The sequence below is a fragment of the Mesorhizobium sp. M4B.F.Ca.ET.058.02.1.1 genome (assembly GCF_003952505.1).
In the GTDB taxonomy this organism is placed as follows: Bacteria; Pseudomonadota; Alphaproteobacteria; order Rhizobiales; family Rhizobiaceae; genus Mesorhizobium.
The window spans coordinates 5,873,719-5,886,157 of the sequence record NZ_CP034450.1; the positions used below are offsets into that span (position 1 = coordinate 5,873,719).

Here is a 12,439-nt window from a genome sequence, read left to right on the forward strand (position 1 = left end):
CAGGAAGTCATGCATGATCCTCGATGTCGACCCAGTAGCAATCGAGCGCGCCAAGGCGATCGGCCGTGAATATGCGGAGAAGATCTACCCATCGACGCCTCTACCTGGTGCGCTGAACGCCGTCGTCCTCGGTGAGCTGCCGAGGCCGACGCCTGCTCATGTTCTGCATGAGCCCACGATGTGCTTCACAGCATCGGAGGCCTTCGTGTTCCGCTGGCGGGAGCTCGCCGCGAAATGAAGCTAACGCATCGCTCCGGAAACCGGGCGTCCCTCCCGTTCCACGCCTTCTCGAGCTTCAACAAGCCGGGAGGGCGAGTGCACCCACGGGTCGCCCGGACCCGAAACCGAATCCTCGACCTGTGGGAGGGGATGGCTTCGTACGCGACGATTGCCGACGAACTGAACATCAGCATTTCGACCGTCGTCGACTGCATCGCCAGGGCAAAACGGCTGAAGGATCCTCGAGCCAATCGACCCTTCAGGCACCGGAAAATTCAGATCGCCGAAAAGCGCCGGCGTGAGATCAGGCGCCTACACGCCGACGGGTATCGGCCGCGGGAAATCGCCAAGCAGCTAGGAATTTCCAAGCGTCTCGTCTTACTGCGGCTGCGAGAGGCAGGCTGATGGCGGCACCGAAAAGAAACCAGTTCTGGAAGGCGCGCAGCTCGCACGGCCGCAATCCGATCTTCTCGACGCCAGACCAGCTTTGGGAAGCGGCATGCGAGTATTTCGAGTGGGTAGGAGCCAATCCGCTGTGGGAGGCCAAGCCGTTTGCCTACAAGGGTAAGGTGAAGATCCAGAACGTCGCCAAAATGCGCGCGATGACGATCGACGGGCTGTGCATCTTCCTCGATATCGCTCGCCGGACCTGGGACGGCTACTGCCAGCGTAATGATTTCTTGCCAGTCACGACGCGGGTGGCGGAAATCATCTTCACCCAGAAGTTCGAAGGCGCCTCCGCGGACCTGCTGAACGCCAACATCATCGCCCGTGATTTGGGGCTTGCCGACAAGACCGAGCTGCAGGGCAAGGGCGGCGGTCCGCTGGTCGTGCAGGTGCTGAAACTCTCGGAAGCCGATGCCGACGATCCAGCTTCCAAATAATGGCTGGCGACCGCGCTGGTATCAGCGCAAGGCGTGGGACACATGGGAGCGCGGCTGCAAGCGCCAGCTCCTGTTCTGGCACCGCCGCGCCGGCAAGGACGAGATCAATTTGAACATGCACGCAGTGTCCGCTCATGAGCGGCCGGGAACCTACTGGCACATGCTGCCTGAGGCCGCACAGGCGCGGAAAGCGATCTGGAATGCCGTCAACCCTCACACCGGCAAGCGGCGCCTGTTCGAGGCGTTCCCGGAGCCGCTGATCGAGAACATGAACGACAATGAGATGTTCGTTCGGTTCAAGGTCGGGTCGACGTTTCAGGTGGTGGGTTCGGACAACTTCAACAGCCTGGTCGGCTCGCCGCCGGTCGGCATCACCTTTTCGGAATGGGCATTGGCCAATCCTGCGGCGTGGGCCTACCTGTCACCGATCCTGGCCGAAAATGGTGGGTGGGCATCCTTCATCACCACGCCGCGCGGCAACAACCACGCCAAGGGCATGCTCGACGCGGTGAAGGGCAACGTGTTCGACCCAGTGACAAACCCGCGCGGCTGGTTCAGCGAAGTGCTGCCGGCCTCGGCGACCGGAGCAATCGACGAAGTCACGATCGAGGAGCAGCGGGCGATCTATGTCGGCCTGTTCGGCAAAGAGACGGCCGACCTGCTCATTGACCAGGAATATTACTGCTCATTCGCGGGTGCGCTGATCGGCTCGTATTGGGGCGCTGAGATAGCGCGTGCGGAGCGCATGGGACGCATCGGCACCCCGTTCGACATCGATCCTCGGTATCCGGTGCACACCGCATGGGATCTCGGCAAGGCGGTCAACAACCCGATCTGGTGCTTCCAGGTCATCGACGGCGTGCCGCTGATCGTCGACTTCTACGTTCCCGACAGCGAAGACCTTGAAGATTGGTGCAAGTGGCTGGACGAGCAGGGCTACCACGGCGATGACTTCGTGCCGCATGACATCCTGCATCCCCAGTGGGGAACGAAGCGCACGCGGCTCGACACGCTCAGGGCACACGGTCGCAAGCCGAAGATGGTCGGCATGGTCAGCCTGGCCGAGGGCAACAACGCCGGCCTGCAGACGATCAAGGTGGCGCGCTTCAGGAACACCGACAGCGTCAACGACGGCGTCGAGGGGCTGAAGGCCTACCGGCGCGAGTACGACGACGAGAAGAAGACGTTCCGCGACATCCCGGTCAAGAATTGGGCCGAGCACTATGCGTCCGCGTTCCGCTATCTCGGGCTCGCGTGGCGTCAGGCCATCCTCGCGGCCGAGAAGCCAGCAGGGGACAAGGGGCCTATGTCGGCCAGGCGGACGGCTCGATACGCAGCCAGCAGACCGTCAAGGAAGCGGTGGACGCGATGGTGAGGCGGCGGCGGGCAGGTCGTTAGGCCGGATCGAACCGCCAACCGACCTCAGTGTTCCCCTTGTGCTGGGCGATCGTGAGCTCCAACGGGCCGTGCTTCCCAGAGCAATTCTCGCAGCTGAACTGAATGGCCATGCCGTGCCGCCTGCCGCTTGGATTTCCAGAAGTTCTGGCGTCCACTACCTCGGTGGAGACCTGAGGGCCGGAAACTGTGATTTTCACTTCGGCTTCAGCATCCTCTCGGCGGTCGTAGAAGACAGCGCCGAGGTGGTGCAGATAATCGCTGCCGCACCTGGGGCAGACCAGATCCTGCGTGAACTCAGCGGTAGGCTTCATCTGAATATGGCCAGTACGGATCATGGGGCGAATCTCTCTTTGTGGGGGCGGCCAGCAAAGCATTGCTCGGGCGTGGGTTTCAAGCGGCTTAGAATTTCGCGGCGCTCCCCCCGATCATCTGCCCAATCGCTAGATTGGAGCAGCCATGCCGCGCGCTGGTGGTGTCTATTCAGCCCCTCCGGGCACCAAGGGAACGCCGAACACAACGATCGAGAGCGCGAAGTACAATGCGCTCGTTGACGATCTGGTGGCGGACGCGAACGCCGCTCGGCCCGTCACGGCTGGTGGCTCGGGATCAAGCACGGCGGTAGGCGCGGCCGACAACTTCAACGCGGCCGGCGCGGACATGGCATCGGCAGCGACTGTCAACCTGGCAAACACTACAGGTACGCTGGTCAACATCACGGGCACGGTCACCATCACCGCGCTTGGCACGCTCGCTGCCGGCGCCGAACGGGATCTGGTGTTTGCCGCGTCGCTCACCCTCACACACAATGCCACCAGCCTGATCCTGCCAGGCGGCGGCAACATCACCACGGCGGCAGGCGACGTCGCACGCATGCGCTCACTTGGCGGCGGCAACTGGCGCTGCATGAGCTACCAGCGCGCGGCGATTGCCCCGCTGTCGAATAGCTTCAACTCGCCCACGATTGTTACGCCGACCCTGACGCTGAAGCAGAGCGCAGCGCCGACCCCGACTGCCGAGGGTGACGTTCAGTGGGATACGGATGACGATGTGCTTGTCATAGGCGATGGTGCCGCGCAGAAGATCTTTGCAGCGCTACCCTCCGGCACGGTGGCTGGCGATGTCCTCTACCTCACGAGCGCCAAAGCTCTGGCCAGGCTCGCAAAGGGGACAGCTTTGCAGCTGCTTCGGATGAACGCCGGGGCAACCGCGCCCGAGTGGTCACCGGCTTTGGACTATGCTGGTGGCGCCGCCGCACTCTCTACCGGCGCGGTCGGAACCTATGCATTTCTCAAAACCAACACCACTCTGAACCCTGGCGACACGATAGCTGGATCCAGCTGCCTCTACTCAAATTCGGGTGGCGTCACGGTGGCCGGAGCACCCGCTGGAACATGGCGATGCATGGGCTATTCGGTCAATCCACATGTCACCCTGTTCCTGAGGATCAGCTAAAGCGTCGCGCGAACTCTTCAGCCGGAAGGTCGAAGGCAGCACGTTCCTTCTTGATCCGGTCGATCGACCAATTCCACCATTCGATTTCGAGCAGTGCAGCAACCGTCTCGTCAGGGAACCGGCGCTTGATCAGCTTCGCCGGATTGCCGCCGACAAGGGCATAGGGTTCAACGTCCTTGGTGACGATGCTGCCAGCGGCGATGACCGCGCCATGTCCGATTTTCACGCCCGACAGGATGATGGCGCGAGAGCCTATCCAGACGTCATTGCCGACGACAATAGGGCCTTTAGAGGTCAGGTACTCGAGGTTCGTCTTGGTCTTGAAGGTGCGAGACTGGAACGGAAACGTCGACACGGTGTCTGTCCGGTGATCCCCCTGGCAAAGGAACAGCACTCCCGGCGCGATCGAGCAGAACGACCCAATTATGACAGGCGACTTCGCCGTAGCATTGTAGAAATTCCCGTCGCTGATCCCGTGGCAATCACGACCGACCGTCACATGAGCGGGCACCTTCAGCTTCGATCTGAGAATACTTTTCTCGCGCAGCCAGGCGGTAAGTTTCGACATGTTTGAAGCCCCGTGATTCCGTGCCAGCACTAGGTAAAACTCTGCCGTTATTCAAGCGGCTTAGAGTTTCGCCATGTGCGCGCACAGGATGGCGCCGTTGCGAACGGAGCCGCCGATGGACAGAAACTTTGCGCGTTCTCTTGCCCTTGTCCTGAAATCCGAAGGCGGCTGGTCGGACAATCCGGCCGATCCTGGCGGCGCTACTATGAAGGGCGTGACGCTGGCCAATTTCCGCCGTTACGTGAAGGCCAGCGCCACCAAGGCCGATCTGCGCAAGATTTCGGATGAGCAGGTCGCTACGGTGTACAGGCGTTTCTACTGGGATGCCGTGGCTGGCGCCGAGCTTCCCGCCGGCGTCGACTATGCCGTGTTCGACTTCGCGGTGAACAGCGGGCCGGGCAGGGCGGCGAAATACCTTCAGGCAATCGCTGGTGTCCCCCAGGATGGCCGGATCGGCCCGGCGACGCTCGGCGCCGCCAGGGCCCGGCCCGCCGGCGTTGTCATCGACACGCTCTGCGACGCACGACTGGCGTTCCTGAAGCGGCTGCCGACCTGGCCGACCTTCGGGAAGGGCTGGCAGAGCCGCGTGGTGGCGGTGCGCATCCAAGCCATGATGATGGCCGAACCTGTTTTCGTTCAGCCCGCGCCGACTTCCACGGTCTCCGGCGCGACGCCCCTGAGCGTGCCGCAAGCTCCTACGCCTGCCGTTGCCGCCAAGGAACGCAATCCATTCTGGGTCGCGCTGTTCGCAATCCTCTTCAGAAGGAAATCACCATGACCGCCGTCATTGTCCGCATTGCGCTGCGCTATGGGGCCGGCGTGCTTGTCGCGCGCGGATTGCTCGGCTCTGACGACGCTTCGGCCTTCTCGGCCGATCCCGACGTCCAGATGGCTCTGGAAACCGGCCTCGGGCTGGCGATCGGCGGCGCAACAGAAGCTTGGCACTGGATGGCCCGCAGATTCGGCTGGGAGCACTGACCATGGTCGAGGTCTTCACCGCGCTCCTCGAATCGTTCCTGCACAATCCAGTCGTCATCGCGATCGGCGCGGGCATCGTCATGGCGGTTGGAGCATGGATCAGGGGCCGGCTGTCCGGCGCCAAGGCCGAGCGCAACAAGCAGGCTGTAGAGCGGCTGGCAGCCCGAGACGAGGCAGACAAGATCGAGCAGGCCGTAGCCGGCATGTCTGACGCCGAGGTTCTGAAGGAGCAGGCCAAATGGTCGCGCCCAAAATCCTAGCCCTGGCCGCCTTCGTCGCCCTTGCCGCCTGCCAGCACGCGGGCGGTAGTTTTTGCGACGTCGAGAAGCCGAACCGCAATCCCGTCGAAGACATGACGCCGACCGAATCGCGGTCGGCACTCGCGCACAATCTCAAGGGCGCCAAGCTCTGTGGCTGGAGGCCATGATGCACGACTTCTTCGACTTCCTCGGCATCAAAGGCCCTGTAGTGGCTGCCGGCCTCGCTGGCGGCATCCTGCGAGCCCTGTCGCGCCATCGCTACAAGATCCGCGAGATGATCGCCTCGCCGATTTGTGGGGCGCTGGCGGCGGCCTACCTGACACTGCCGACCGTGGCCTACTCGCAGGCGATCGGCTTGCCTATCCCCGATGCCAAGGATGAAACCACCATCCTGGCAGCCGCTTTCCTGATCGGCGTCAGCGCAATGTGGATCTCGGATATCTTGTTCGAATTCATCGTCCGGAAATTCAAGCCAGCTTCAGGGGAATGATCTGCCCAAGACTGGCTCGCGTGACTATGTGACGGCCTATGTCTATATTATTGCCATGAGCGCCCCCTTTGCCGACACCACTGACTACTTCGGTGAGTTTCTACAACATGCGATGTGGAGACCTCGCGCAGCCGTGCGTGAACCGATGTCCGCGTTTGAAGACGGAATCCGTTTCAGGAGCGAGTCGCTTGCGCAGATCGCGGAACTCGACGCCGACCTAAATGCATGGATAGCGGAGGGTGCCAGGGTCAAGGCGCATCTGTGGGAGTCCTTCCGGCCCGGCGAGGAATCCGGTGTGGGTGCTGAATTCCTCACGGGCATGATCGACGCCTACGAAGCTAGCCGGCTGAAGGAGGCAATGGACTTGGCCCGCCTGAAGAAGGCCTTCAAGCGAGATCAGAAAGCAGCGACGCGCATCTCGTCCAATGCAGGCAGGATACTGAAGGAAGTCGACGACCGGCTCTTGGCCTATTTCGAGCGGGCTCTTGCAGCTAGGCTCGACTACGCGCTTTTCATGCGGGCTCATCGAGCGGAACTTGACCCGGACGCCCATGGCGGCCCGACTTTCGACAACCCGGAGGCTCTGGAAAAATATCTGCTCGGTGTGGTGGCTGAATAGCAGTGCGCATCACGGTTGAGCGGACATTTGAGCGAGCGGTCAAGCGTCTGCCTCCTGATCGGCAGCGCGGCGTGATAAGAGCTTTAGCGAAGTTCCAACAAGAGCCGGCCCTGCCCAGTCTCGACTTCCGGCCCCTTGCAGGGGCGCAAGGCTACTACATCATCGACCCTCACAAAGGGGACAGGATCATCCTGCGTAAGGACGCGGATGACTTGTTTGCAGCGGTCGATGTAGGGCCGCATGACAACATCTATCGGCGATGGAACCGGTAGCGGCTATTAGGACAGCCTTCGTTTTCAAGCGGCTTAGAGTTTCGCATTCGCCGCCGCCATCCTGCCCGCCATGGCCAAGGCGGACAAGCGCACCCCGGATCAGCAGAAGCAGGGCGAGACTCTTCGCAAAGAGGGGTCGAAGTGGCTTGCGCGCGTCGAGGCCGCCGGCAAGCTCGAAAAGCAATGGTTGGACGACGCCGAAAAGGCGGTAAAGGCCTACACCGGCGAAACCAAGTCGGACGACCTGAGCACATCCGCCACGCTCGGCAACACCTACGACTTCAACATTCTGTTCGCCAACGTCGAGACAATCGTTCCGGCGATCATCAACAGTCCGCCCGCGCCAGACATCCGCCGACGCTTCGCCGACGAGGATCCGGCCGCGAAGGACGTCGCCGAGCTGATCGAGCGCGCCATTCGAAAGCAGGTCGACGACTCCAAGCTCCAGGTCGAACTGGAGGGCGAGGCGCAAGACGGTTTCCTGGCTGGTCGAGGCATCATCCGGCTTCGCTTCAAGAGCGATATCGTAAAGGACGAGACATCCAATGCGGAACTTGAGCGAGCGAGCGAAGCCGCTGACGGTGGAGCAAGTCCTAGCGCTGCAACGGGTGGCGACGACGCTGAAGGTGGGGACGACTATTCAGCGCCATCTGACGCATCTGTTGCGGTCGGCTCGAGCGAGCGGCTTGCAAACGAGTGCATCGAGTTCGAGGCGGTAAGCTGGCGTGACTACCGGCACGGCCCGGCGAAGCGCTGGAAGGATCGGCCGTGGGATGCATTCCGCTTCGTCGTGCAGCGCGAAGATGAGGCCGCGGTCTTCGATGCCGGGCTGATCAGCATCCAGACTGACGACCAGGAGAAGAAGGCGCGCGGCGAAGGCGACAGCGACCTGTGCGGCTGGGAAATCTGGGACAAGGGCACTCGCAAGGTCATCTTCATCGACGACAATGGCGTTGTGCTGAAGAAGGTCGACGACCCGCTTGGTCTTAGCGACTTCTTCCCCATTCCGGCGCCCGTGCAGCCGATCGAACTGACCGGGCGGCTGATGCCGGTCAATCCGTTTTCGATCTATAGCAGACTCGCCGACGAGCTGGACCTGACCACCAAGCGCATCGGCGTCATCACCCGACACATGAAGGTCAAAGGCTGGTATTCCGGCGACGCTGGCGACATCGCCAACATGCTGGCGGCCGATGACACCGAATTCGTGCCGATCGGCAATGCGGACGTCTGGGCGGCCAATGGCGGCCTGTCCGGCGCGGTCGCGTTCTGGCCGGTCGAGAAGTTCATACTGGTGCTGCGGGAGCTCTACAGCGCCCGCGAACAGACCAAGCAGGCCATCTACGAAATCACCGGCATTTCCGACATCGTGCGCGGCGCTTCGCAAGCGAGCGAGACCGCCACGGCGCAGAACATCAAGACGCAATGGGGCTCGCTGCGCATCCAGAAGATGCAGCGCATGATGGAGCGCTGCGCGCGCGACATCTTTGTGATGATGGCCGAAATCATCCCGGCGAAGTTCTCCCATGAGACGCTGCAGCAGATGACCGGCGTGCAGATCATCCCGACGCAGCAGGATCTGACCCCCGTGCAGCCGCCGCCGGCACCACCGCCCGGTGCTCAGGTGCCGCCCGAGCAGCAGCAGCAGCTCCAACAGGCCATGCAGGCGGCCCAGCAGGCCGAACAGCAGCGGCAGGCGAAGCTCGCCAAGCTGCAGTCGATCCAGCAGCTTCTAACGCAGCGCCTGGCCTTGATGTACCGCATCGACGTCGAGAGCGATTCGACGGTCAAGGCAGACCTGACCCGGCAGAAGGCAGAGACGGCCGAGTTCATGCAGGCGGCCGGCGCCTATTGGGCTGCCGTCGGTCCGCTCATCCAGCAAGGTGAGATGTCGAAGGAAGTGGCGGTCGAAATCTTCGCCGCGAACTCGCGTCTCTTCAACCTCGGCAAGTCGGTCGAGGACGTTCTGGAAAAGATGGTGACCGATGCCAAGGCGCAAGCCGGCCAGCCTCCGCAGCCTAGCGCCGAACAACAAAAAGCTCAGGCGGACGCGAAGGCGCGAGAGGCGGAGCAGGCGCAAAAAGTCGCTGATGCAAAGATCAAGTCGGACGCCGCCACGCAAGACATGCAGTTCAAGCGCGAACAGCATGACATGACGATGACCGAGAAGCGCTTTGACCTTCAGTCGAAGCGCCAGGCCGCGCGGATCGACCAGAACCAGGTCCTGCTCGCCAACGGCGTCGTCCCGCCGCCAGACCCCGAGCAGATCGACGGCCAGGCGGTGCTGAAAGAGATGGCCGCGCAGCGCGACATGTTCGGGCAGGCGCTTGCCGCGCTCATTCAAGTGCTGTCGCAGCCGAAGCAGATCGTCAGGGACGCGCAAGGCCGCGCCGTGACGGCTGTCCCGATCCAGACCCCGACACAGCAGCCGATGCAATGACCCTTTCGCTTAAGCATAAATTCACGTCGGCCATCCCCGACGCTGGTGATCCGACGATTGTCCAGCCGTCGAACTGGAACGACGAGCACAATCTGATGCAGGCCACGGCGACCATCCTGGGCCGTGTGACGGCCGGAACCGGCGTGACGGAGGAATTGACCCCGACGCAGACGCGGACGCTGCTGAACGTCGCGGACGGCGCCACGGCGAACCAGACGGATGCTTTCCTCCTGGCTCGGGCCAATCATACCGGGACGCAGCTTGCCGCAACGATTTCGGATTTCTCGACGGCGGCCGATGCCAGGGTCAGCGCGGCAATTGGCGTGACCGTACAGGCCTATGACGCGGACCTGGCTTCATGGGCTGGTGTGACGCGGGCTTCCGGCTTTGACGCGTTCGCGGCTGCTCCATCGAGCGCCAATCTCCGGGCGCTGCTGACGGACGAGACAGGAACGGGCGCGGCTTATTTCCAGGGTGGGAACCTTGGAACGCCATCCGCTGGCGTTCTGACCAACGCCACAGGCCTGCCGCTCTCGACGGGCGTTACCGGGACGCTGGCGGTTGACAATGGCGGCACGCCGATCCCGATATATGCAACGACTGTCACGCTGGCTGCTGCAACGGTGCCGAACACCATAACAGCCGTCCAAGTCGCGGATTTCTCATCTCTCGGGATAGTGGCGGCCACAGGCGCAAGCGCGTCACGTCGCAACCGACTTGGGGGGGCATTCGCTCGACAGACCGCTTCCTGCCGAACGGCACGGTAGATGCCGCCAACGGCGGTTGGTGGGACGTTGACGAGGCCTATCCAAATGAACTGATGTTCGGTGGTGTGTCTAGCGCCAGCAATGCCGTTCAGACCGCCGCCATTCAGTCTATGCTGGACTATTGCGCCTCAGGGTTCGGCGGCAAGAAGGCGACAAATCTTCGCCTGCACACCATCACCACGACGATCAATGTCCCGGCCGGTGTGACGCTCGAATGGGGCGCCGGCTTCACGGCAAATCCTACGTTTGCCTGGTGGACCAAGGCTTTCAATGGAGCGATGATCACGGTTGGTGAGGGGTCCCGGATCATCCGCCCGCAGTTGACCGGCGATGGCGCGAACTTCACCGGCCCTGGCATTTCGATTGCGACGGGGAACAATCAGTACATCCATGATCCCTACATCGTGGACATGGCATCGGCGCCGATCGACTTCCCGACAGGTGGCGTCGGCGTGTCGTTCACCTGTTATGGTGGATACCTGAGCAACCACACCAACGGCGGCGATGGCGTCTCCTTCCCTGCAACCGAACTGACGACGACGGGCTATCGGTTCTTTACCAACACCAAGCTCGTCAACTCCATCTACAACCTCAAAAACGGCAACATGACGCAGATTGTTGGCGGCTACAGCGCCGGCATGGATTTTTCTGCGAACACGACTGGCCGCGTCCTTGTCTCTCTGCACCGCTGCGCGACAACCACGCTAACGATCTATGGGCGTGAACATCATATCGCAAACTGTTCGATCGGCGGCGACGTGGTGTTCGACGCATCATGTCAGTACGTTGATTTCGTCGGCAACCTGTGCGGCAACGTCACGCTAAGCGCCGCTGCGCACGACAACAGTGTCATTGTCACCACTCCCGGCGCAACGATCACCGACAATTCCGGCGTCACCTCGAACGTCATCATCCATAGCGCGATGGCCAAGCTCGGCCCGCTCACGGTTGCGGGCGCCGCGCTTCCGGCGACCGATGACGGCGGCGCGCTCGGCTCGACAACGAAGGAATGGTCAGACCTGTTCCTGGCATCTGGCGGCGTCATCAATTGGGCCAACGGCGACGTTACGGTCACACACTCGTCGAACCTTCTGGCCTTCGCAGGCGCTGCCAGCGGCTATCAGTTCGACGCTCTGCTCATTCCGTCCGCCAACGATGGCGCGCCGCTCGGCAGTACGACACGCCAATGGTCCGATCTATTCCTCGCAACCGGGGCGGTCATCAACTACAACAACGGGGCTACCACGCTCACCTATAGCGCAAACGTGTTGACGCTAGCGGGCTCGCCCGGCGCTTCCTTTGCGGTTTCCAATGGCTTTCTCGGCGCGGCCGGATTTGTGTTTTCGTCATCGGCAACAGCCGGCATGGGCTATTCGACGGGCGCAGGCGGCACAGTCACGCAAGCGACCAGCAAGGCAACCGGCGTGACGCTCAACAAGGCAACCGGCAAGATCACCACGGCGGCTGATGCCCTCGCAGCGAACACTGCGGTCAGCTTCACGCTCACGGACAGCGCCATCGCGGCCACGGACCTGCTCGAACTCAACCACCAGGGTGGCGGTACGTTCGGTGCCTACCTGCTACAGGCAAGGTGTGCGGCAGGTTCGGCAACAATCAGCATACGCAACCTAACTGCAGGTTCTTTGTCGGAAGCTCTCGATATTCGCTTCGCGGTCAAGAAGTCTGTGGACGCTTAAAGGCGCAGCAGAAATGGCGTTCACGGCTTTTCAAACCAATGCCTTCCAGAACAACGCCTTCCAGACCATCGAGCAGATCCCGTCTTATCGTGGCGACATTCTGCCTGGCGGCTACTACCGAAAACCAACCAAGTACGTTCGCGACGGCAAAGTCGTCGACCTCGAACCGTCGCCCGCGCCGATCGTCGAGCCGGTCGAGTGGCCAGCGCTCTCGCCCGAGATTCTCGCGGCCCTGCACGCCGGCTTCCAGGCGCCGCCGATCGCTGTGCCGGACGCGGCGGCATTGGAGCGCCGTCTGGGTCGCATGGTCATCGACAGGGAGATGGCCGCAATGATCGACGATGACGACGCGGTGTTGCTGCTGCTCTGAATTGCAAGCGGCTTAGAATTTCGCA

At 62.1% G+C, this 12,439-nt stretch carries 17 protein-coding genes; 15 read left to right on the plus strand and 2 right to left on the minus strand.

Annotation, left to right across the window (positions count from 1 at the left end; all coding sequences use genetic code 11):
• Positions 1 to 13: 13 nt before the first annotated feature.
• The 4 genes from EJ073_RS28555 to EJ073_RS28570 are packed head-to-tail and all read left to right on the plus strand — an operon-like array spanning position 14 to position 2,478.
• The gene (locus tag EJ073_RS28555) at positions 14 to 238 is read left to right on the plus strand and encodes a hypothetical protein (RefSeq protein WP_126058554.1); all 225 of its coding nucleotides are present in this window, start codon (positions 14 to 16) and stop codon (positions 236 to 238) included.
• Positions 235 to 624, plus strand: a complete 390-nt coding sequence (locus tag EJ073_RS28560; RefSeq protein ID WP_126058555.1) for a hypothetical protein — start codon at positions 235 to 237, stop codon at positions 622 to 624. The genes EJ073_RS28555 and EJ073_RS28560 overlap by 4 nt, the downstream gene beginning before the upstream one ends.
• Positions 624 to 1,103: a DNA-packaging protein gene (locus tag EJ073_RS28565; RefSeq protein ID WP_126058556.1), complete on the plus strand. Its 480-nt coding sequence runs from the start codon at positions 624 to 626 to the stop codon at positions 1,101 to 1,103. The genes EJ073_RS28560 and EJ073_RS28565 overlap by 1 nt, the downstream gene beginning before the upstream one ends.
• Positions 1,078 to 2,478 (plus strand): hypothetical protein, encoded by a 1,401-nt coding sequence (locus tag EJ073_RS28570; RefSeq protein ID WP_245455404.1) that lies wholly within the window; start codon positions 1,078 to 1,080, stop codon positions 2,476 to 2,478. The genes EJ073_RS28565 and EJ073_RS28570 overlap by 26 nt, the downstream gene beginning before the upstream one ends.
• 19 nt (positions 2,479 to 2,497) lie before the next feature.
• Here EJ073_RS28570 and EJ073_RS28575 read toward each other — a convergent pair whose 3' ends face one another.
• Positions 2,498 to 2,836, minus strand: a complete 339-nt coding sequence (locus EJ073_RS28575; RefSeq protein ID WP_126058557.1) for a hypothetical protein — start codon at positions 2,834 to 2,836, stop codon at positions 2,498 to 2,500.
• Positions 2,837 to 2,957: 121 nt separating this feature from the next.
• On the opposite strand from EJ073_RS28575, the gene EJ073_RS28580 reads away from it, so the two are divergent.
• Complete coding sequence (locus EJ073_RS28580; protein WP_126058558.1) at positions 2,958 to 3,953, plus strand: hypothetical protein; 996 nt, start codon at positions 2,958 to 2,960, stop codon at positions 3,951 to 3,953.
• Here the strand turns inward: EJ073_RS28580 and EJ073_RS32835 are convergent.
• The gene (locus EJ073_RS32835) at positions 3,946 to 4,521 is read right to left on the minus strand and encodes a CatB-related O-acetyltransferase (RefSeq protein WP_126058559.1); all 576 of its coding nucleotides are present in this window, start codon (positions 4,519 to 4,521) and stop codon (positions 3,946 to 3,948) included. The genes EJ073_RS28580 and EJ073_RS32835 overlap by 8 nt on opposite strands.
• A 115-nt stretch (positions 4,522 to 4,636) precedes the next feature.
• Here EJ073_RS32835 and EJ073_RS28590 point away from each other — a divergent pair, with 115 nt between their 5' ends.
• The 10 genes from EJ073_RS28590 (at position 4,637) to EJ073_RS28635 (ending at position 12,414) form a co-directional block, all read left to right on the plus strand.
• Entirely contained in the window at positions 4,637 to 5,299 is a 663-nt protein-coding gene (locus EJ073_RS28590) for a glycosyl hydrolase 108 family protein (RefSeq protein WP_126058560.1), read from the plus strand.
• Entirely contained in the window at positions 5,296 to 5,499 is a 204-nt protein-coding gene (locus EJ073_RS28595) for a hypothetical protein (RefSeq protein WP_126058561.1), read from the plus strand. Before EJ073_RS28590 ends, EJ073_RS28595 begins: the two co-directional genes overlap by 4 nt.
• A 2-nt stretch (positions 5,500 to 5,501) precedes the next feature.
• Complete coding sequence (locus tag EJ073_RS28600; RefSeq protein WP_126058562.1) at positions 5,502 to 5,759, plus strand: ABC transporter permease; 258 nt, start codon at positions 5,502 to 5,504, stop codon at positions 5,757 to 5,759.
• Positions 5,738 to 5,926, plus strand: a complete 189-nt coding sequence (locus EJ073_RS28605; protein ID WP_126058563.1) for a hypothetical protein — start codon at positions 5,738 to 5,740, stop codon at positions 5,924 to 5,926. The genes EJ073_RS28600 and EJ073_RS28605 overlap by 22 nt, the downstream gene beginning before the upstream one ends.
• Complete coding sequence (locus EJ073_RS28610) at positions 5,926 to 6,249, plus strand: hypothetical protein (protein WP_126059377.1); 324 nt, start codon at positions 5,926 to 5,928, stop codon at positions 6,247 to 6,249. The genes EJ073_RS28605 and EJ073_RS28610 overlap by 1 nt, the downstream gene beginning before the upstream one ends.
• A gap of 28 nt (positions 6,250 to 6,277) precedes the next feature.
• Entirely contained in the window at positions 6,278 to 6,868 is a 591-nt protein-coding gene (locus EJ073_RS28615) for a hypothetical protein (RefSeq protein WP_126058564.1), read from the plus strand.
• Between the two features lie 342 nt (positions 6,869 to 7,210).
• The gene (locus EJ073_RS28620) at positions 7,211 to 9,580 is read left to right on the plus strand and encodes a hypothetical protein (protein WP_126058565.1); all 2,370 of its coding nucleotides are present in this window, start codon (positions 7,211 to 7,213) and stop codon (positions 9,578 to 9,580) included.
• Positions 9,577 to 10,347 (plus strand): hypothetical protein, encoded by a 771-nt coding sequence (locus EJ073_RS28625; protein WP_126058566.1) that lies wholly within the window; start codon positions 9,577 to 9,579, stop codon positions 10,345 to 10,347. Before EJ073_RS28620 ends, EJ073_RS28625 begins: the two co-directional genes overlap by 4 nt.
• Positions 10,348 to 10,400: 53 nt before the next feature.
• Positions 10,401 to 12,044: a hypothetical protein gene (locus tag EJ073_RS31900; RefSeq protein ID WP_210211264.1), complete on the plus strand. Its 1,644-nt coding sequence runs from the start codon at positions 10,401 to 10,403 to the stop codon at positions 12,042 to 12,044.
• Between the two features lie 13 nt (positions 12,045 to 12,057).
• Positions 12,058 to 12,414 carry a hypothetical protein gene (locus EJ073_RS28635; protein ID WP_126058567.1) on the plus strand — a complete coding sequence of 119 codons (357 nt, stop codon included), beginning with the start codon at positions 12,058 to 12,060 and terminating at the stop codon, positions 12,412 to 12,414.
• Positions 12,415 to 12,439 lie beyond the last annotated feature (25 nt).